The organism is Kocuria sp. NPDC057446 (assembly GCF_042802875.1).
GTDB lineage: Bacteria > Actinomycetota > Actinomycetes > Actinomycetales > Micrococcaceae > Kocuria.
In genome coordinates this window covers 15587-34496 of record NZ_JBHVDI010000009.1, presented here as the reverse complement: position 1 = coordinate 34496, position 18910 = coordinate 15587, and the positions used below count along the sequence as shown (strand labels likewise).

16 protein-coding genes, 3 tRNA genes and 1 pseudogene are annotated in these 18910 nt (G+C 74.8%); 9 read left to right on the top strand and 11 right to left on the bottom strand.

Features of this window, described 5'->3' with window-relative positions; all coding sequences use genetic code 11:
• The first annotated feature begins 2 nt into the window (after positions 1-2).
• The 5 genes from ACFU0Y_RS02470 to ACFU0Y_RS02450 all read left to right on the top strand — a co-directional run bounded on the left by ACFU0Y_RS02470 (position 3) and on the right by ACFU0Y_RS02450 (position 5476).
• Positions 3-827 (top strand): carbohydrate ABC transporter permease, encoded by an 825-nt coding sequence (locus tag ACFU0Y_RS02470; protein WP_380212858.1) that lies wholly within the window; start codon positions 3-5, stop codon positions 825-827.
• 112 nt (positions 828-939) lie between these two features.
• Positions 940-2595, top strand: coding sequence for a glycoside hydrolase family 13 protein (locus ACFU0Y_RS02465; RefSeq protein WP_380212857.1), 1656 nt, complete (start codon positions 940-942; stop codon positions 2593-2595).
• Positions 2596-2786: 191 nt separating this feature from the next.
• Positions 2787-3092, top strand: coding sequence for a DUF4193 domain-containing protein (locus tag ACFU0Y_RS02460; RefSeq protein WP_035925540.1), 306 nt, complete (start codon positions 2787-2789; stop codon positions 3090-3092).
• Between the two features lie 60 nt (positions 3093-3152).
• The gene (locus ACFU0Y_RS02455; RefSeq protein WP_380212856.1) at positions 3153-4400 is read left to right on the top strand and encodes an MFS transporter; all 1248 of its coding nucleotides are present in this window, start codon (positions 3153-3155) and stop codon (positions 4398-4400) included.
• 41 nt (positions 4401-4441) lie between these two features.
• A complete protein-coding gene (locus tag ACFU0Y_RS02450; protein WP_380212855.1) occupies positions 4442-5476 on the top strand; it encodes a Gfo/Idh/MocA family protein in 1035 nt (344 codons plus the stop codon).
• A gap of 527 nt (positions 5477-6003) precedes the next feature.
• Here ACFU0Y_RS02450 and ACFU0Y_RS02445 read toward each other — a convergent pair.
• Positions 6004-6921, bottom strand: a pseudogene (locus ACFU0Y_RS02445) (carboxylesterase family protein); the annotation flags it as partial.
• A 241-nt stretch (positions 6922-7162) separates the two neighbouring features.
• Between ACFU0Y_RS02445 and ACFU0Y_RS02440 the strand changes: the two are divergent.
• Entirely contained in the window at positions 7163-8227 is a 1065-nt protein-coding gene (locus ACFU0Y_RS02440; protein WP_380212854.1) for a DMT family transporter, read from the top strand.
• Positions 8228-8303: 76 nt separating this feature from the next.
• On the top strand, positions 8304-10010 hold the full coding sequence (locus ACFU0Y_RS02435; RefSeq protein WP_380212853.1) for an alpha-amylase family glycosyl hydrolase: 1707 nt from the start codon (positions 8304-8306) through the stop codon (positions 10008-10010).
• Positions 10011-10076: 66 nt separating this feature from the next.
• Here the strand turns inward: ACFU0Y_RS02435 and ACFU0Y_RS02430 are convergent, their stop codons facing one another.
• From ACFU0Y_RS02430 to ACFU0Y_RS02410, 5 genes are all read right to left on the bottom strand, one after another.
• The gene (locus tag ACFU0Y_RS02430) at positions 10077-10229 is read right to left on the bottom strand and encodes a hypothetical protein (RefSeq protein WP_380212852.1); all 153 of its coding nucleotides are present in this window, start codon (positions 10227-10229) and stop codon (positions 10077-10079) included.
• 66 nt (positions 10230-10295) lie between these two features.
• Positions 10296-10757 carry a hypothetical protein gene (locus ACFU0Y_RS02425; RefSeq protein ID WP_380212851.1) on the bottom strand — a complete coding sequence of 154 codons (462 nt, stop codon included), beginning with the start codon at positions 10755-10757 and terminating at the stop codon, positions 10296-10298.
• 105 nt (positions 10758-10862) lie between these two features.
• A tRNA-Phe gene (locus ACFU0Y_RS02420) sits at positions 10863-10935 on the bottom strand.
• A gap of 63 nt (positions 10936-10998) precedes the next feature.
• Positions 10999-11072 (bottom strand) — tRNA-Asp (locus ACFU0Y_RS02415).
• A 78-nt stretch (positions 11073-11150) separates the two neighbouring features.
• Positions 11151-11223, bottom strand: a tRNA-Glu gene (locus ACFU0Y_RS02410).
• Positions 11224-11380: 157 nt separating this feature from the next.
• Between ACFU0Y_RS02410 and ACFU0Y_RS02405 the strand changes: the two genes are divergently transcribed.
• Positions 11381-11734, top strand: coding sequence for a metallopeptidase family protein (locus tag ACFU0Y_RS02405; RefSeq protein ID WP_380212850.1), 354 nt, complete (start codon positions 11381-11383; stop codon positions 11732-11734).
• A 10-nt stretch (positions 11735-11744) separates the two neighbouring features.
• On the opposite strand, the gene ACFU0Y_RS02400 is transcribed toward ACFU0Y_RS02405, so the two are convergent.
• Positions 11745-12824: a universal stress protein gene (locus tag ACFU0Y_RS02400; protein WP_380212849.1), complete on the bottom strand. Its 1080-nt coding sequence runs from the start codon at positions 12822-12824 to the stop codon at positions 11745-11747.
• A gap of 181 nt (positions 12825-13005) precedes the next feature.
• On the opposite strand from ACFU0Y_RS02400, the gene ACFU0Y_RS02395 reads away from it, so the two are divergent.
• Positions 13006-14367 carry a D-arabinono-1,4-lactone oxidase gene (locus tag ACFU0Y_RS02395; protein WP_380212848.1) on the top strand — a complete coding sequence of 454 codons (1362 nt, stop codon included), beginning with the start codon at positions 13006-13008 and terminating at the stop codon, positions 14365-14367.
• Positions 14368-14498: 131 nt separating this feature from the next.
• Here ACFU0Y_RS02395 and ACFU0Y_RS02390 read toward each other — a convergent pair whose 3' ends face one another.
• Genes ACFU0Y_RS02390 through ACFU0Y_RS02375 form a run of 4 tightly spaced genes read right to left on the bottom strand, consistent with a single transcriptional unit; the run spans position 14499 to position 18910 of the window.
• Entirely contained in the window at positions 14499-15968 is a 1470-nt protein-coding gene (locus ACFU0Y_RS02390; RefSeq protein WP_380212847.1) for an FAD-dependent oxidoreductase, read from the bottom strand.
• Between the two features lie 56 nt (positions 15969-16024).
• Positions 16025-17008: an ABC transporter permease gene (locus ACFU0Y_RS02385; protein WP_380212846.1), complete on the bottom strand. Its 984-nt coding sequence runs from the start codon at positions 17006-17008 to the stop codon at positions 16025-16027.
• Positions 16998-17777, bottom strand: coding sequence for an ABC transporter ATP-binding protein (locus ACFU0Y_RS02380; protein ID WP_380212845.1), 780 nt, complete (start codon positions 17775-17777; stop codon positions 16998-17000). The genes ACFU0Y_RS02385 and ACFU0Y_RS02380 overlap by 11 nt, the downstream gene beginning before the upstream one ends.
• Complete coding sequence (locus tag ACFU0Y_RS02375) at positions 17774-18910, bottom strand: ABC transporter substrate-binding protein (protein WP_380212844.1); 1137 nt, start codon at positions 18908-18910, stop codon at positions 17774-17776. Before ACFU0Y_RS02375 ends, ACFU0Y_RS02380 begins: the two co-directional genes overlap by 4 nt.

Below are 18910 nucleotides of genomic sequence, written 5' to 3'. Positions count from 1 at the left end.
GCATGCGTACCTCCAAGAGCACCCAGATCCCCGGGGTGGCCCTGCTGCTGCTGGCGATGGCCTTCTCGATCTTCCCGCTGCTGAGCATGTTCTCCACCGCCCTGCAGCCCCAGGGGTCCGTGCCCCGGGGGCTGAGCTGGCCGGCCGATCCGCAGTGGCACAACTTCGTCGACGCCTGGAACGTCGCCGACATCACCACCCTGGCCGGTTCCAGCTTCCTGCTCGTGCTCGGCGTGGTGCCCCTCGGGGTGCTGCTGGCCACCATGGCCGGCTACGCCCTGGGCCGGCTGCGCATCCCCGGCGGGCCGGTGCTCTTCGTGCTGCTGCTGCTGGGCCTGACTCTGCCCTTCGAGGTCACGATCGTCCCGCTGTACTACCAGATCCGCGAGATGGGCCTGCTCAACACCCGGCTGGGGCTGATCCTGCCGCTGATCGCGCTGAACCTGCCGTTCGCCGTGTTCTGGATGCGCGCCCACTTCCTCAACGCACCCGCCGAGCTCTCCGAGGCCTCGAGCATGGACGGGGCCAACGCCTGGCAGTCCTTCCGGGCCATCCACCTGCCCCTGGCCCTGCCCGCGATCGCGTCCCTGGGGCTGTTGATGTTCATCTCCACGTGGAACCAGTTCCTGCTGGCCATCGTGCTCATGGACGACCCCGGCAAGCGCACCATGGCCGGCGCCCTGCAGAACTTCGTCGGCCAGTACTCCACCGACGTGGTCCTGCTCAACGCCGGGTCCCTGCTGATCATGGCCCCGATGATCCTGGTGTTCCTCTTCTTCCAGCGCCACATCGTCAAGGCCATGCTCGCCGGCTCCGTCAAGGGTTGACCGGCCCCACCCGGTCGTCACCGGCGGTCCCTTCGTCGGGCCGCCGGTGACCGCCCACGCTGCCCCGGCCTGTGCGCCCTTCCCTCGCTTCTCTTCCTCGGACGGAGTCCCCGTGTCCTCTTCCCCCTTCTCCCCCGCTGTCGCCGTCGATCCGGACTGGTGGCGCACCGCGGTCGTCTACCAGGTCTACCCCCGGTCCTTCGCCGACTCCGACGGCGACGGCGTCGGCGACCTGGGCGGGCTGCTCTCCCGGCTGCCGTACCTCGCCGACCTGGGGGTCGACGCGGTCTGGCTCAGCCCCTTCTACCCCTCCCCGCTGGCCGACGGCGGCTACGACATCAGCGACTACCGCGACGTGGACCCCCGGCTGGGCACCCTGGACGACTTCGACCGGGTCGTGGCCGCCGCCCACGGACTCGGGGTGCGGATCATCGTCGACATCGTCCCCAACCACACCTCCGACCAGCACCCCTGGTTCCAGGAGGCCCTCGTCTCCCCGAAGGGCTCCCCGGCCCGGGACCGCTACATCTTCCGGGACGGCACCGGCGACGACGGGGCGTGCCCGCCGGCGAACTGGGTCTCGCACTTCGGCGGGCCCGCCTGGGAGCGACTGGCGGACGGCCAGTGGTACTGCCACCTGTTCGCCAAGGAGCAGCCGGACCTGAACTGGGACCACCCCGAGGTGCGCCAGTACTTCAAGGACACTCTGCGCTTCTGGGCCGACCGCGGCGTGGACGGCTTCCGCATCGACGTGGCCCACTCCCTGGCGAAGGACCTCTCCCACCCCCTGCGCGACCAGCCCACGCTGGACCGCATGCTCCCGATGGACGGCACCGACCCCCTCTACGACCGGGAGGAGGTGCACACGATCTACCAGGAGTGGCGGCAGGTCTTCGACGAGTACGACCCGCCGCGGATGGCGGTCGCCGAGACGTGGCACCCGGTCAACGAGCGGACCTATCTCTACGCCCGCCCCACCGAGCTGGGGCAGGTCTTCGACTTCTCCCTGCTGAAGTCCCCGTGGGGCGCCGAGCGCTTCCGGGCCGTGATCGACCAGGCCATGGCCGGTCACACCGGCGCCGGCGGCGGCCTCACCTGGGTGCTGTCCAACCACGACGTCCCCCGCCACGCCTCGCGCCTGGCGCTGCCGCACGACGCGGACCTCGACGAATGGCTGCTGGCCGACGGCCGCCACCCGGTGCTCGACCCCCAGCGGGGCCTGGACCGGGCACGGGCCGCCACCCTGATGATGCTGGCCCTGCCCGGCTCCCCCTATCTCTACCAGGGCGAGGAGCTCGGCCTGCCCGAGGTCCCCGACCTCCCCCGCGAGGCCCTGCAGGACCCCGTGTGGGAACGCACCGGCCACACGCTCAAGGGCCGCGACGGCGCCCGCGTCCCCCTGCCCTGGACCCGCACCGGCACCTCCCTCGGCTTCGGCGACGGCGGCGCCTGGCTCCCCCAGCCGGAGAGCTTCGGGGAGCTGTCGGTCGAGGCCCAGGACGGGGTGGAGGGCTCGACCCTCGAGCTGTACCGGGCAGCCCTGCGGATCCGCCGCGCCCACCCCGGGCTCGGCACCGCCGGCTTCGCCTGGGCCGGGGCGCCGGCCGGGTGCCTGGCCTTCGAACGAGGGGCTGACTTCCGGTGCCTGGTGAACCTCTCCGACGCGAGCGTCCCGCTGCCCGAGGACGCCGAGGTGCTCCTGGCCAGCGCCCCGGTCCCGGGCGGACAGCTGCCGCCCGACCACACCGTCTGGCTGACCGTCTCCTGAGCCCTCCGGGCACCGCCGGGGGCCGGTCCGGGCCCGGGCGCGGTGCGACGAGGATCACGCTCGAGACGCCGCACTCCACCGGGGCGGGCGGGGACTCGACAGTTGCCCATGTCGTAGGGGTACACTCTGGTCCTTCCGTGCAGGGCACCCTCTGCACAGCACCACCCCGTTCCAGGAGGACGCACCACATCATGGCCACCGATTACGACGCCCCGCGCACCCGGCCCGAGGACGAGCCGGCCAACGAGTCCCTGGAGGCGATCCAGGTCCAGCGCAGCGCCACCACCCAGACCGCGGTCATCGACGCCGAGGACTTCGACACCGCCGAGGGCATCGACCTGCCCGGCGCCGACCTCTCCCACGAAGAGCTCACCGTGGCCGTCATCCCGGAGCAGGTCGACGAGTTCACCTGCGCCTCCTGCTTCCTGGTCCGGCACCGCTCCCAGCTGGCCCGCCAGTCCGGCGAGACGCGGTACTGCACCGACTGCGAGGGCTGAGCGGACCGTTCCGTCCGGCCCGCGTCCGGGTGCCGCCGCACACCGTGATAGAACGGGCCGGTGCGCCCCTCCACCCCGCCCCCTGACCGTTCCGCCGTCCCGCCCCGCGTGCCGGGGTGGCTGGTCGTGCTCGCGGTGCTGCTCGTGGCGGTCAACCTCCGTCCCGGGGCGACCTCCGTGGGTCCCGTCCTCGCCGAGGTGCAGCAGGGTCTGGGGCTGAGCCCCACGATGGCTGGGGTGCTCACCGCCCTGCCCGGGCTCACGTTCGCCGCGGCGGGGGCGTGCGCGGCCGCGCTCTCGCGCAGGACCGGCATCAGCGGCGCCGTCACCGCCGGTCTCGTCCTGGTCGCCGTCGGGCTGCTGGCCCGCCCGGCCACCGGGTCCGTGCCGGTGTTCCTGGCCCTGTCCGTGCTGGGCTTCGCCGGCATGGCCGTCGGCAACATCCTCGTGCCGGCCTTCATCAAGCGGCACGGGGGCCGGCGCACACCGGCACTGAACTCCCTCTACACGACCGCCCTGGCCGTCGGCGCCACGCTGCCCCTGCTGGCGGCCGGGCCGCTGGCCGCGAGCGGCCCCGACGGGTGGCGGGCGGCCCTGGGCCTGTGGGGGCTCGTGGCGCTGACCGCGGTGGTGCCCTGGGTCCTGGTCACCGTCCGGGACCGGCGGGAGCCCGCCACGACCCCCGGCCGGGCCCTGCGCGCCGGCCGCCGCCCCTCGATCCTGCGCTCCCGCACCGCCGTGGCGCTGTGCGTCTACTTCGGCATCCAGTCGATGCACGCCTACGTCCAGTTCGGCTGGGTGGCCCAGATCTACCGCGACGGCGGCCTGACCCAGGCCCAGGCGGGACTGATGGCCGCCCTCATCGCCGCCATGGGCATCCCGGGCGGACTGCTGATGCCCGCCCTCGTGGCCCGCTCGCCGCACCTGCGGCGGTGGATCGTGGGCCTGGGCGCCTGCATGGTGGCCGGCTACTCCGGTCTGCTCCTGGCGCCCGCCACCGTCCCCTGGGCCTGGGCCCTGCTGCTGGGGGTGGGCGGCTTCGCGTTCCCCACCGCCCTGGCCCTGCTCACGGCCCGTTCCCGGGACCCCCGGGTCACCGCGCAGCTGTCCGGCTTCACCCAGCCGGTGGGCTACCTGCTCGCGGCGGCCGGCCCCTTCGCCGTCGGCGCCCTGCACGAGGCCACGGGCAGCTGGACCGCGCCCCTGCTGCTGCTGATGGCCACCGCGGTGGTCCTCGTCGTCGCCGGCGGCGTCGCGGCCGCGCCCCGCTTCGTCGACGACGAGATCGCGGGCACCGACGATGCGTAGCGCCAGGGTGGGGCGGGACGCCGAGCGGCTATCGTGACGGCATGACCGCACAGGCAGCAGGACGAGAGCTCACCGCCGGACTGGTCGGCTACGGCATGGCCGGGCGGGACTTCCACGCGGACCTGCTGCGGCGGGCCGGCGGCCGGGTCACCGACGTCGTCACCGGCAGCCCGGAGCGGGCCGCCCGTGCGGGCGGCGACTGGCCCGGGGTGCAGGTGCACCGGGACCTGCCCGCCCTGCTGGAGCGCTCGCGGCCCGATGTGCTGGTCGTCGCCTCCCCGACGGGACTGCACGTGGAGCACGCCCTGGCCGGTCTCGAGGCCGGGATCCCCGTGGTGGTCGACAAGCCGCTGGCCATGGACCACGAGGGCGCGGCGGCCGTGGTCCGTCGGGCCGAGGCGACCGGGACCCCGCTGACGGTCTTCCACAACCGGCGCTGGGACAGCGAGCAGCTGACCCTGGCCCGCGTGCTCGCCGAGGGGCGCCTGGGGGACGTGCACCGGTTCGAGCGCCGCTGGGAGCGGTGGCGCCCGGTGCCCAAGGACCGGTGGCGGGAGAACGCGGTGGGCCGGGGCGGCGGGCTGCTGCTCGACCTCGGACCGCACCTGGTGGACGCGGCGATCCAGCTGTTCGGGCCGGTGGCCGCGGTGCGGGCCGAGCTGCGCGCCCTGACCACGCCCACCGAGGACGACGTCTTCCTGGCCCTGGACCACGCCGCGGGCACGATCAGCCACCTGTGGGCCGGGAGCCTCGTGGGCGCGCCGGGTCCGCGGACCCGGGTGCTGGGCTCGGCCGGCGCCTTCCTCGTGCCCGGGCACCCCGACAGCCCGGGGCCCTTCGACCTCCTGGACCCCGGGGCGGGCAGCACGGGCCTGCTCGTCCACGGCACCGGGACCGAGCCCGTGCCCACCGCCCCCGGCGAGCCCGCCGACTTCTACCGGGGCGTGGCCCGGTGGCTCCTCGGCGACGGCGAGGTCCCGGTGGACCCCTGGGACGCCGTGGCCGTCGCCGCGGTGCTGGACGCGGCCCGGCGCAGCGCCCGCACGGGGGCGCGGGAGGTGCCCGCCGCCGCCTGAGCCCGGCGCACGGGGCCGAGGACGCGGCCGGCCACGCGGCCGAGGACGGTGCCGAGGACGGTGCCGAGGACGGTGCCGAGGACGGTGCCGAGGGCACGGTCGAGGGGCCGTGCGCCGCCGGCCGACCGGTAGCGCAGGACGCCGGGGACCTCCCCGGCGTCGGCGAGCGCCTCGCCGCGGGCGAAGTCGGCCCACAGCCGCCGGAGCTGCCGGCCGTGGGCCTGGACGTCCTGCCAGGGGGCGCCGGCGAGCAGCCCGGTGCCGGCCCACGTGTCCTCGTCGCCGAACAGCAGCGGGAGGTCCACCGTGTGGGCGGAGCCGTACGGACTGCCCGGTGCGCCCCAGCGGAGCACGTAGGTGTGCGCCGTGCCGCCGGCACGGGCGTGCCGGGCCGCGAAGCGGCGGACGGCCCGGAAGTGCACGGCCGCGCTCACGTGCCCCACGACGGCCCGGCGCAGCACCGGGCCGACGAGCGGCACACGGGTGGCCCGGTGCAGGACGGGCAGCGTGGGCAGGTAGAGCCGGGCCTCCTCGGCGGTGTGGCCGATGAGCACGTCGATGTGCGGGGCCACCCGGTCCCAGGCCGCCTCGACGGCGTCCTCGTCGGGCAGGGGGTGGTGCCCGTACTGGGTGCCGAACGGCATCCGGCCCCGGAGGCCGAAGGAAGCCGCGCCGGCCTCGACCTCGGCCTGCAGCGCCACGACCTCCGCGGCGGGCGTCCCGGCGGTGACGGCCCCGGCGGCGGCCGCCATGGCCGCGATCATCGCCGCCCGGCCGCGGGCGAGGCCCAGCGGCGGGCTCTGCAGGATGGCGCGGCGGAACAGCCGCTCCGCTCCCGGGACGGCCATCAGGTGGGCCACGGCGTCGCCGCCGGCGGACTGGCCGAACACGGTGACCCGGTCCGGGTCGCCGCCGAAGGCCGCGATGTTGCGCCGCACCCAGCGCAGCGCCTCGAGCTGGTCGAGCAGGCCGAGATTGGCGGGGCGGTCCGGGCCCGTGCCGAGATAGCCGAACAGTCCCAGCCGGTAGGTGACGCTCACGACCACGACGCGCTGCTCGGCGACCAGGGAACGGGGGTCCATGATCGGCGCGTCGCCGGCCCCGGTGGCGTAGGAGCCGCCGTGAATCCAGACCATGACCGGCAGCCGTTCGTCCGCTGCCCGCTCCACCGGCAGGGTCACCGACAGCCGCTGGCAGCGCTCGTCCTGCGGGAGCCCGGCGAGGGTGTCGCCCAGGACCCCGGCGAGAAAGGGCGAGTGCGCCTGGGGGCAGGCCGGGGCGGGGCGGGTGGCGTCGTACGGCTCCTCCCGGTCGGCCGCCGGGACGGGCGCGGCGAACCGGTCGGCCGTGGCGTAGGGGATCCCGGTGGCCCGCACGACGTCGCCGTCGACACGGCCGCGCACCGGGCCGCAGGGAGGAGCGAACGTGCACGCCGGAGTGGTCATGCCCTTCTTCTACCACGCGCCCCGCCGGGGACGGCAGCGGCGCCCGCCAGCCGGTCGCCGCCGGGGACCGGCGTGCTCGTCCGGCCCGTCGTGCAGGGCGCGGCGCCATCCGCCGGCGGCCCTGGGTAGATTGGGCTGTCGACCGACAGGAGCGCTCCATGACCGCACCCCCGCAGCACCCGGCACGGCTCCGCCGTGCCGGCCCCGCCCGCGCGGGGGCCGCCGACGCGCCGGCCGTGCCGTGAGCCGCACCGGACCCCACACCGGCCTCGGCGTCGCGGCGATCCTGGTCACCGCGGTCCTGTGGGGCACCACCGGCACCGCGGCGACCTTCGCGCCCGGCGCCGGGCCGCTGGCGATCGGGGCCGCCGCCCTGGGGGTGGGCGGGCTGCTCCAGGCGGCGATCGCCCTGCCCGCGCTGCGCCGCTCGCGGCGGTCGCTGGGCGCGCACGCCGGGCTGGTGGGACTCGGGGCCGGAGCCGTGGCCGTCTATCCGCTGGCGTTCTACAGCTCGATGCACCTGGGCGGCGTCGCGATCGGCACGGTGGTCTCCCTGGCCTCCGCACCGCTGGCCTCGGGCGTGCTGGAACGAATCCTCGAGCGACGCCCCCTGAGCCGGTGGTGGATGGTCGCCGCGTTCCTGGGCGTCCTCGGCAGCACCCTGCTGTGCGTGTCGCGGGACGGAGGGCCGGCGGCCTCGGCCGCGGACACCGCCGCCGGCATCGGGCTCGGACTGGTGGCCGGGGCGACCTACGCGCTGTACTCGTGGGTGGTCCACCGGCTGATGGGCCACGGAGTGGGTCGCGCGGCCTCCATGGGCGCGGTCTTCGGCACCGGCGGGGCGCTGCTGCTCCCGGTGCTCGCCCTCACGGGGGCGCCCCTGCTGGCCTCGGCGCAGTCCTTCGCCGTGGCCGCCTACATGGCGCTCGTGCCCATGTTCCTCGGGTACTTCCTGTTCGGCCTCGGGCTCGCGCGGGTGCGCCCGAGCACGGCGACCACGCTCACCCTGACCGAGCCGGCGGTCGCGGCGGTCCTGGCCGTCGTCGTCGTCGGCGAACGGCTGACCGGCGCCGGCTGGACCGGGCTGGCGGTCATCGCCGCCGCGCTGGTCGTCCTGGCCCTCGCTCCGGCCAACGTGGCCGGGCGGCAGCCGGGCGCGCCCGGCCAGGGGCCGTCCGACCGGACAGCGCCCGACCGGAGCGAGCAGGACCGGAGCGCGCAGGACCCGGCGCCCGGGGCGGAGCGCCCGGCCGCCGCACGGGCGGCCGTCGCGCCGGGCGGCCGTGACACGGCCCCGGCGGACTGACTAGGTTGGGGACGCCCCGCGCCGGCCCCCGGCGCAGGGCACCGCAGACCCCCAGGACGAGCCCGAGGAACAGCCCATGACGCAGCAGGTCCGCCAGTCCCCCACGCCCGAGGACGGCCCGTGGTGGCGCTCCGCGGTGATCTACCAGATCTATCCGCGCTCCTTCAACGACGGCAACGGTGACGGCATGGGCGACATCCCCGGCATCGTCGACCGGCTGGACTACCTGGCGGACCTCGGTGTGGACGCCCTGTGGTTGTCCCCGTTCTACGTCTCGCCTCAGCACGACGCCGGCTACGACGTCTCCGACTACCGGGACATCGACCCCCGCTTCGGCACCCTCGAGGACTTCGACCGGATGCGCGCCCGGATGGCGGAGCTGGGCATGCGGCTGATCGTGGACCTCGTGCCCAACCACACCTCGAGCGAGCACGAGTGGTTCCGGGCGGCCGTCGCCGCCGGGCCGGGCAGCCCCGAGCGGGACCGGTACCTGTTCCGGGACGGCCGGGGCGAGCACGGCGAGCTGCCGCCGAACAACTGGCGCTCCGTGTTCGGCGGCGAGGCGTGGACCCGGCTGCCGGACGGGCAGTGGTACCTGCACCTGTTCGACAGCACCCAGCCGGACCTCGACTGGGAGAACCCGGAGGTGTGGGAGGAGTTCCGCTCCGTCCTGCGCTTCTGGCTGGACCGGGGCGCGGACGGGTTCCGCGTGGACGTGGCCCACGGCCTCGTCAAGGCCGAGGGGCTGCCGGACTGGGACCACCGGGTGCGCATGGTCGAGGGCGAGCACGACGCGCGGGAGCACGACGCCCCGGACACCCCGCTGAGCACCGGCAGCCCCTACTTCGACCAGGACGGCGTGCACGAGGTCTACCGCGACTGGCACCGGGTGCTCGCCGAGTACGAGGGCGACCGGATGATGGTGGCCGAGGCCTGGGTGGAGCCGGCGCACCGGCTGGCGATGTACGTCCGCTCCGACGAGATGCACCAGGCGTTCAACTTCGACTTCCTGGTGGCCGGGTGGGACTGGGCCCGGCTGTCCCGGGCCATCGAGGACTCGCTCCGGGAGGCGGCGGCAGTCGGCGCCCCCACCACCTGGGTGCTGTCCAACCACGACACCGTCCGGCACGTCTCCCGCTTCGGCCTCACGGACCCCATCGCCTATCCCAAGGGGATCGACGCGGACGGCGAGCAGCCGGACCACGAGCAGGGCCTCGCCCGCGGCCGCGCCGCCGCGCTGGTGGAGCTCGCCCTGCCCGGCTCCGCCTACCTGTACCAGGGGGACGAGCTGGGCCTGCCCGACCACACGCGCCTGCCCGCCGAGCTGCGCCAGGACCCGGCGTTCGCCCGGACCGGAGGCGAGGAGATCGGCCGCGACGGCTGCCGCGTCCCGCTGCCCTGGGCGGCGGGCGAGCCCGGCCACGGCTTCGGCCCCGACCCCTGGCTGCCGCAGCCCGAGGAGTTCGCGCGGCTCGCGGCGGACCGGCAGGTGGGGGTCCCCGACTCCACGCACACGCTGTACCGCACGGCGCTGCGGCTGCGCCGGGAGCTCGGGCTCGGTCGTGGCGCCTTCGCGTGGCACCCGAGCCACGACGCCGCGACGGGCCTGCTCTCCTTCGTGAACACCACCGGCTCCGGGGAGCAGGTGATCGTGGCGGCGAACCTGGGCGGCGCCCCTGCGCCCCTGCCGGCGGGAGAGCCGCTCCTGCTCAGCCGCCGGGACGCCGTGCAGGACGGCGCCCTGCGGCCCGAGCGCGCCGTGTGGTGGCGTCCGACCCCCTGAGGCCTCCTGCCGGCCCCGGTGCGCGGCGGGCGGCGCCGGGGCGGCCCGGACGGGACCGGGGCCCGGTCACGGCTGCTCGCCGCCGGGCCGCTCAGGGTCCGTTCCCTGCTGCTCCAGGTCCCGGTCGAGCTCCGCGCCGGGTTCGCCGACCACGCCGTCCTCGTGCTGGTCCTCGACCGGTCCGTGCCCCGGTTCCTGCGCGCATCGGTGCTCGGTCATCTCGGCTCCTCCCGTCGGGGCCGTCCCGGCCGGGCGACCTGCCCTCCAGTCCAGGCAGGCGGCTGATCATCTCGAGGGGGTGGGCTCCGCGCACGCCCGGCGCAGCCAGTCGCCGACCGGCGCCAGGGTCCGCTGCAGCTCGGCCAGCTCGGCGGGCTGCACGGACGGGCCCGCGGCATCCAGGGCGGCCACGGCGTCGTCGAACGCGGGGCGCAGCTCGGCGGGCAGCCGCGGGGCGAGCTCCCGCACGGAAGCTGCCGCCCCCTGCGGGCGGAAGTGGGGGTCCGGCTTCTCGCCGGACAGCGGCACGAGGGTCAGCGCGGTGTAGGCGCTGGCCACGTCGAAGCAGGTCCCCGGCTCCGGGGAGGACCCGGAGGGCGCCGGGGAGTTCGCGCCCGCCGACGGCTCGAGCACGAGCCCGGAGGACTGGTGACCGGCGCCGCAGCCCGCGAGCCCCAGCAGGCACAGAGCGGTCAGTGCGGCCGCTGCCGCCCCGCGGGGGCTCGGTCGACGGGGATTCCGGGTCACGGCTCCCAGGGTAGGGAGCGAACCTCGGTGTCCGCTGGCAGCGGGCAGCACGTCCCGGGCACGAAGAAACCGCCGGCCCCACGAGGGGACCGGCGGCTTCCGCGGTGGCTCCGACCGGCGTCGATCCGGTGACCTTACGATTTTCAGTCGTACGCTCTACCAACTGAGCTACAGAGCCCCGGCACATCCACGGCGGATATGCCGCGACGGCGCCGCATCGCATCGATGAACGCCGTCTGAGCGACCCTGACGGGACTTGAACCCGCGACCTCCGCCGTGACAGGGCGGCACGCTAACCAACTGCGCTACAGGGCCTTGCTGTTTCCAACGAGGACTGATCTTACCAGCATTCCTCGGCGGTTGTGCAAATCGGCGGGAGACCCTCCGATCGCGTACCCCCAACGGGATTCGAACCCGTGCCGCCGCCGTGAAAGGGCGGTGTCCTAGGCCGCTAGACGATGGGGGCCAGAACGCCCGCATCGACGACCACGACCTCGGCGGCCGAGGACCGTCACACGGGAGAAACCGAGTACAGCTTAGAGGCTCGCGCGGATCCAGCACAATTCCGGCCCGGCCCCTCGGGACCCGGCCGCCGCCGGGGCTCGTGCGGTAGGAATGGGAGGATGATCGAGATGACCCGCGAGGAGTTCGACGGCGCCGTCGACGACGCCATCGACCTGATCCCGGACCCGCTGTTCCGCGCGATGGACAACGTGGTGATCCTGGTCGAGGAGGAGCCGCCGGAGCACTCCCCCGGGCTGCTCGGCCTCTACGAGGGCGTTCCCCTCACCGCACGGGACGGCGGGTGGGGCGCCGGGTCCCTGCCGGACCGGATCTTCGTCTACCGGGGCCCGCTGCAGCGCATGTGCGCGGAGCGCGAGGAGCTCGTGGAGGAGATCACGGTGACCGTCATCCACGAGATCGCCCACCACTTCGGCATCGACGACGAGCGCCTGCACGAACTGGGCTGGGGCTGAGCCGGCCCGCTCAGACGTCCCAGGGGCGGACGTCGTCGGAGTCGAAGTCCTTGCGGGTCTCGATCCGCTCGTCGTAGCGGTCCGGGACGATCAGCACGGGCCCGGCCGCGTTGTGCAGCACGCCCTGCGACGTGGAGCCCAGGAGCATCCCGGCGAAGCCGCCGCGGCCGCGCGTGCCCATCACCACCAGGCCGTTGCGCCGGGTCTGCTCGACCAGCACCTGCACCGGCGCCCCGTCCGCGAGCTCCGAGCCGATCTCCAGGTCCGGGAACCAGCTCTCGAGCCAGGCGACCCCGCCGTTCAGCGACCGCGCGACGTCCTCGTACATCACCTCGAAGTCCACCGCCGTGGGCATCCACGCGAGCGCCCCGCTCACCGGCGGCAGCGCGCACAGCACCGTCAGCGGGACGCCGAGCAGGCGCGCCTCCTCCGCGGCGTAGAGCATCGCGGCCCGGGCCTGGGAGGAGCCGTCCGAGCCGACGACCACGCGGTCCACGAGGGGGCGGGGGCTCGTGAGCTCCTCCGGGCCCAGGTGCTCCTGCGCCCAGGGCAGGGGCACCACGCCCGTGGGGCACTTCGAGTGCGCGGGCACGGCCGTGGAGACCGTGCCGAGCAGCCGGCCCAGCAGGCCGCCCCGGCCGCGGGAGCCCAGGACCATCAGCTCCGCGGTGCGGCTCAGCTCGAGGAGGGCCCCGGAGGGGTCCCCGGTCTCGACGGTCGCCCGCAGCTCGACCCCCGCGTCCCGGACCTGGTCCGCCGCGTGGTTGAGCAGCTCCTCGACGCCCTGGGTGAGGGCGGCCTCGTCCACGGTGGCGTAGCCGGTGTCGAACCCCGAACCGGAGAAGACGGGCAGGCTGTACGCGGTGACCAGCCGGACCGGGCGGCCGCGGCGGCGCGCCTCGCGGGCGGCCCAGCGCAGGGCCCCGAGGCTCTGCTCGGAGCCGTCGACGCCCACGACGACCTCCCCGGCGGCGTCGAGCGAGCGGCTCCGCCCGCCGCCCGAGGGGATCCGGCGGCGCACCGCCTCCTCGCCCAGCGTGCTTCCCTGCGGCTCCTCGGGCTCCCGGTCCGGGGACGGGTGGTCGGTCATGGTGCTGCCTCCTGTGCGCGTCCTCGGTCCTCGGCGCTCCGCGCGCTGCCGCGGGTCCCGCCTCCGATGGTACGCGCGGCCGGGCGCCGGAGCGGGGTGCCACGGGGCGCCGGAGCGCCCTGCGGGATGACATGATGAGCGGGCACTGTGCACCTGCCTGCGAGGAAGGACGGTCCCGCCGATGAGCGAGGTCTCGTTGCCCGACGCCCTGCCCGGTGAGACCGGGACGAGAGAGTGGGCCACGTGGGGCAGGACGCACTCCGTCACCCCCCGGCACGTGCTGCGCCCCACATCGGTCCCGGAGCTCGCGGACGGTGTCGCCGCCGCCGTGCGCCGCGGGCTGGGCGTGCGCGCGGTGGGCTCCGGGTGCAGCTTCTCGGCGCTGCCCCTGGCCCCCGACGTGCTGCTCGACCTCTCCGGGCTCTCCGGGGTCCCGGCCGTGGACCGGGAGAACCAGCGGGTCACGGTCCTGGGGGGCACCACGATCCGCGACCTGAACCAGGAGCTGGACGCCCACGGGCTGGCCGTGACCAACCTGCCGGACAGCGACTGGCAGACCGTCGCCGGCGCCGTGTCGACCGGCACGCACGGGACCGGCCTGGCCTTCGGCTCCCTCTCCCAGCAGGTGGTGGCCCTGAGCCTGGTCACGGCCGGCGGCGAGCTGGTGGAGTGCTCCGCCGAGCAGCACCCCGCTCTCTTCCAGGCCGCGCGCGTAGGACTGGGCGCGGTGGGAGTCGTGGCGAGCGTCACCCTGGCGTGCGAGCCGACGTTCCGGCTGCACGCGTCGGAGCTCAAGGAGCCCCTCGGACAGCTCGTGGACACCCTGGCGAGCCGGATGGCCGGGGCGGACCACTTCGAGTTCTTCTGGACGCCGGGCACCGCCACCGCCCAGACCCGGATCCTGACCCGCCTGCACAAGCTCCCGGACTCCTACACGCGGCCCGGCTCCCCCGTGGCCCGCACCGTGCGCCGGCTCGACGACGCCCTGCTGCGCAACACCCTCACCGCGGGGCTGAACCAGCTGTCCACCGCCCTGCCGCGCTCCACCCCGGGACTCAACCGCCTCGACGCCCTCACCAACAGCCCGCGGCAGTACAGCGACCTCTCGTTCCGGGTGTTCACCGTGCCGCGACGGGTCCGGTTCGTCTCCGCCGAGTACGCGCTGCCCGTCGAGGAGCTCGTGGTGGCCTTCCGGGAGCTGCAGACGCTCATCGAGCGCCGCGACTACTCCTTCTCGCTGCCGGTGGACGTGCGCTGCTCCGCGGCCGAGGACGCCTGGCTCTCCCCCGCCCACGGCCGGGAGACCGGCTGGATCGCGCTGCGGCAGTACTGGCGCCGCTACGACCCCAAGGTCTTCGCCGCGGCCGAGGAGATCTTCGTGGCCCACGGCGGCCGCCCGCACTGGGGCACCGTGCACACGCAGCAGGCGGAGCACCTGCACTCGGTGTACCCGCGGTTCCAGGACTTCCTCGACGTCCGGGAGTCGGTGGACCCGGACGGGGTGTTCCTCAACGACCACGTTCGCGGGCTGCTGGGCGTGTAGGCCCCCGCGAGCTCCGGCGGCGCCGGGTCCCCCGCGGTGGATCCGCCCGGGGTGGCGGCGCACGGCGCGAGGGGCCGCGCCCGGCAGGACGCGGCCCCTCGACGGGAGGCACGGCGGCGGGGCGCCGCGGATCAGACGGGCGAGGAGACCGGCTCCGTCACGCCCTCGCGGGAGACGCTGACCATCTCCTCGCGCTCGACCACCTTGACGCGCTCGCGCGGGTTGCCCTCGGCGTCGTGGGAGGACTGCCCGAGGCCCTGCTCGTACTCGTCGAGGGCCAGCCAGCCCTCCCAGGTGGTGTACTCCACGCCGCGGGCCTCGAGCACGTCGTTGACGGACTCGGGGTCGGGACGGGTGGCACCGGGCAGCACCGGGCGGTCCTCCAGGAGGTGGGTGACCGTCTCGAGGGCGTCGGACTTGGTGGCGCCGATCAGCCCCACGGGGCCGCGCTTGATCCACCCGGTCGCGTAGAGGCCGTGCAGCACGGTGCCGTCCTCGGCCAGGACCCGGCCCTCCACGTTGGGGATCACGCCGCGGCCGTCGTCGAACGGCAGCTCGGGCAGCCGGGAGCCCAGGTAGCCCACCGCGTGGTAGACGGCCTGCACGGAGTAGTCGACGTGCTCGCCGGTCCCGGACACGGAGCCGTCGCCGTTGAGCCGGGTCCGCTCCATCCGCAGACCCGTGACCTGGCCGTCCTCGCCGAGCACCTCGCGGGGGCTCTGCAGGAAGTGCAGGTGCAGCCGGCGGGAGGCGGTCCTCGGGGAGTCGTCGGCCCGCCACTTCTCGAGGGTCTTGACCATCACCTTGACCTGGTTGTTCTCGGCGATCGCCCGCTCGGAGCCCTCGTCGTAGTCGAAGTCCTCGTCGTAGACGACGATGTCGACGTCCCGCGACTTGGCGAGCTCGCGCAGCTCGAGGGGGGTGAACTTCACCTGGGCGGGGCCGCGGCGGCCGAAGATGTGCACGTCCGTGACCGGGGACGCCTTGAGCCCCTGGTAGACGTTGCCGGGGATCTCGGTGACGAGCATGTCGTCGGCGTGCTTGGACAGCACGCGGGCGACGTCCAGGGCCACGTTGCCGTTGCCGATGACCGCGATCTCGCGGGCCTCGAGCGGCCAGGTGCGCGGGAAGTCGGGGTGGCCGTCGTACCACGCCACGAACTCGGCGGCCCCGTGCACGCCCTTGAGGTCGTTGCCGGGGATGTTCAGGGGGGCGTCGTAGACGGCGCCGGTGGCGAAGATCACGGCGTCGTAGTGGGCGCCGAAGTCGGCGAGGGTCAGGTCCCGGCCGAACTCCACGTTGCCGAAGAAACGGATGTCACCGCGGCCCAGGATGGCGCGCAGCGCGGTGATGATGCCCTTGATGCGCGGGTGGTCGGGGGCCACGCCGTAGCGGATGAGGCCGAACGGGGTCGGGTAGCGGTCGAACAGGTCGATGCTGACCTCGAGCTCCCCGCTCGTCACGGGCTCGGACTTGGTGAGCATGTCCGCGGCGTAGATGCCGGCCGGGCCGGCGCCGACGACGGCGACGCGCAGGGGGCGGGTGGTGGTGTCAGCCACTGAGTTCCTTTCGATTGCGCGCACGGCGTGCACCGCGCGCATCGTAGACCGGGTCCAAGGGTAGTGAAGTTCTCGCAGAATCGCCTGGGTGAGAGGGCTCACGGCCGGTGGCCGAGCAGCCCCCGCCCCCGCAGCAGGCGCCGTTCCACCGGGTTGAAGAACAGCAGCTCCACGAGGATGCCGACGGCGAGGATCGACAGGACGGCGACCATCACCACCGCCATGTTGGAGACCGTCCGGCCCTGCTCCAGCAGGGAGCCGAGGCCGAAGCCGATCGAGCCGCCGATCGCGATGAGCTCGGCGCCCATGAGCGAGCGCCAGGAGAAGGCCCAGCCCTGCTTGAGCCCGGCGAGGTATCCGGGCAGGGCCGCGGGGAGCACGACCTTGCTGGCCATGGTCCATCCCCGGGCGCCGAGCACGTGACCGGCGCGGCGCAGCTGCGGCGGGATCTGGTCCACGCCCGCGAGCATGCCGTTGATGATCGAGGGGATGGCGCCCATGAGCACCACGAAGTACACCGTGGCGTCGGAGAGGCCGAACCAGATGATCGCGGCGGGCACCCACGCGATCGAGGGCAGCACCTGCAGCCCGGAGATGATCGGGCCCACGGCGTCGCGCAGCCCGCGCCACTGGGCGATGAGCAGTCCCAGCGGCGTGGCGACCGCCGCCGCCACCAGGAAGCCGCTGATCCCCCGCCACAGGCTCGTGCCCAGGGCGCCCAGCACGGTGCCGTCGCCGGCCAGGGCGCCGAACTGCCGCGCGACGTCCAGCGGGCCGGGCATGACGTCCGGCCGGGGGCCGAGGAGCGCGACGAGCAGCTGCCACAGCAGCAGACCGGCCACCAGGGCGACCAGGGGCGGGGCCACCTTGGTGCGCAGCACCTCGCCGGCCGAGGTCTTGCGGGTGCGCTCGGTCTGCAGCGCGTCGAGCCCGGCGAGCTCCTCACCGGTCCCCGTCGGGACCCCGGGCCGGTCGGGGGACGGCGCGGGGGCCGCCCGATCCCCGCCGCGGCGGGGTGCGGGGGGCACGGGGGCCACGGGCGGCGCGGCCGGGACGTCGGGCAGGGCGGTGTCATTTCGCATGGCGGCTGATCTCCTCACGCAGACGTGCGGTGATGGTGCGGGTCAGCTCGCCGAGGGTGTCGTCGAGCGACTGCGCGCTGCCCTCGAAGCCGTAGGACTCGGGGTCCTTCCACGGCCGGGTGTCCCACTCCTGGACCACCTGTCCGGGGCGGGAGGACATCAGCAGCACCCGCTGGCCCAGCCGCACGGCCTCGGCGACGTTGTGCGTGATGAACACGATCGTCCGGCCGGTGGTGCGCCAGACCCGCAGCAGCTCCTCGTGCAGCAGGTCCCGGGTGATGGCGTCGAGCGCGGAGAACGGCTCGTCCATGAGCAGGACCTCCCGCTCCTGGGCCAGGGCCCGGGCCAGGGCCACGCGCTGGCGCATCCCCCCGGAGAGCTCGTGCGGGCGCTTGTCCGCGGCGTGCGGCAGCCGGACCAGCTCGAGCAGCTCCCCGGCCTGCCCCCGCCGCCGGGCCGCGGGGACCCCGCGCAGCTCCAGGGCCAGCTCCACGTTGCGCCGCGCCGTGAGCCACGGGAACAGCGCGGCGTCCTGGAACATCAGGGCCGCGCCCTCCGCGGGGACCGTCACGGAGCCCTCCGTCGGCTCCTCGAGACCCGCGACGATGTTCAGCAGGGTGGACTTCCCGCAGCCGGAGGCCCCGAGCAGCGCGACGAACTGCCCGCGCTCCACGTCGAGGTCCACGTCCTGCAGCACGGGGCCGTCCTCGGGGGCGAAGCTCTTGCCGAGGCCCCGGAGGCGGATGGCGGTGCCGGCCGTGGTGCTCATGCGCCCTCCTCCGTGCCGGCGCGGACGCGGTCGAGGACCGTGGCGTCCACGAGCCCCTCGAGCGGGGCCTCGTCCGTGGTCCCCGCCGCCACGCCGTCGGCGAGCAGCTGCGGGTAGGTGTCCGCGAGGGGGTCGGTGGTCCACTCGATGGCCTCGAGGGCGCCCGCGACCGTCTCTTCGGGCAGCGTCTCGGTCTGCGCACGCTCCAGGCCCCGGTTCAGGGTGGAGGCCAGCAGGTCGGGCTCCGCCTCGTGCTCGTGCAGCCAGTCGACGGACCGCTGCAGACCGCGCACCAGCTCCTCGACGGTCCCGGGGTGGCGCTCGAGATAGTCCTTGCGCACCACCAGGACGGTCGTGGGATAGCGCCCGTCCGGCCAGAGCTCCCGCTCGTCCACGAGGACCCGGGCGCCGTCCTGGACGGCACGGGTGGCCCAGGGCTGGGGCAGCCAGGCGCCGTCCACGCGGCCCTGCAGGAGCATGGAGATGGTCTGGCCGTTGGCCATGGGCGTGATCGCCACGGCACGCTCGCCCTCGCCGTCCACGTCGTAGTCCTGCTCGGCGAGCCAGGTGCGCAGGGCCACGTCCTGGGTGCCGCCGAACTCCGGGCTCGCCACGGTGTGCCCGGCGAGGTCCTCCGGGCCCGCGACGTCCGGACGCACCACGAACTGGGCCCCGCCGGAGGCGGCGCCCGCGACGACCGCGAGCGAGCGGCCCTGGGAGCGGACGAAGGAGTTGATCGCCGGGTTGGGGCCCACGAAGGCGGCGTCGATCGACCCGGCGTTCATGGCCTCCACCGCCGTGGGGCCGCTGTTGAAGACCTGCGCGGACAGCGCCGTGTCCCCCAGCTCCCGGGCGAAGTAGTCGTTCTCCAGTCCGACGAGGGCGGGGCCGTGCGTGAGGTTGCCGAAGTAGCCCAGCCGCAGCTCGGCGGCGTCCGAGGTCTCCACCGCACCGGCCTCCCAGGCCGCGAGCGTCCCGTTCTCGCGCAGCACGGTGGCGGCGACCGTCAGGGCGGCCAGGAGCGCCAGCGCGGTCAGCACCAGCGGCCACCCCCGGCGGCGGCGGCCCGAGGCGGCGCGGCCCCCGTCGCCGGCCGTCACCGTGGTGAGGGCCGGTGGGTGCTGCCGGTCCAC

Excerpts from the sequence above, each read along its gene's own strand:
- ACFU0Y_RS02470 (WP_380212858.1), top strand. The coding sequence starts at position 3 with ATGCGTACCTCCAAGAGCACCCAGATCCCCGGGGTGGCCCTGCTGCTG.
- ACFU0Y_RS02460 (WP_035925540.1), top strand. The coding sequence starts at position 2,787 with ATGGCCACCGATTACGACGCCCCGCGCACCCGGCCCGAGGACGAGCCG.
- ACFU0Y_RS02450 (WP_380212855.1), top strand. The coding sequence starts at position 4,442 with ATGACCGCACAGGCAGCAGGACGAGAGCTCACCGCCGGACTGGTCGGC.
- ACFU0Y_RS02435 (WP_380212853.1), top strand. The coding sequence starts at position 8,304 with ATGACGCAGCAGGTCCGCCAGTCCCCCACGCCCGAGGACGGCCCGTGG.
- ACFU0Y_RS02430 (WP_380212852.1), bottom strand. The coding sequence starts at position 10,229 with ATGACCGAGCACCGATGCGCGCAGGAACCGGGGCACGGACCGGTCGAG.
- ACFU0Y_RS02405 (WP_380212850.1), top strand. The coding sequence starts at position 11,381 with ATGATCGAGATGACCCGCGAGGAGTTCGACGGCGCCGTCGACGACGCC.
- ACFU0Y_RS02400 (WP_380212849.1), bottom strand. The coding sequence starts at position 12,824 with ATGACCGACCACCCGTCCCCGGACCGGGAGCCCGAGGAGCCGCAGGGA.
- ACFU0Y_RS02395 (WP_380212848.1), top strand. The coding sequence starts at position 13,006 with ATGAGCGAGGTCTCGTTGCCCGACGCCCTGCCCGGTGAGACCGGGACG.
- ACFU0Y_RS02390 (WP_380212847.1), bottom strand. The coding sequence starts at position 15,968 with ATGCGCGCGGTGCACGCCGTGCGCGCAATCGAAAGGAACTCAGTGGCT.
- ACFU0Y_RS02385 (WP_380212846.1), bottom strand. The coding sequence starts at position 17,008 with ATGCGAAATGACACCGCCCTGCCCGACGTCCCGGCCGCGCCGCCCGTG.
- ACFU0Y_RS02380 (WP_380212845.1), bottom strand. The coding sequence starts at position 17,777 with ATGAGCACCACGGCCGGCACCGCCATCCGCCTCCGGGGCCTCGGCAAG.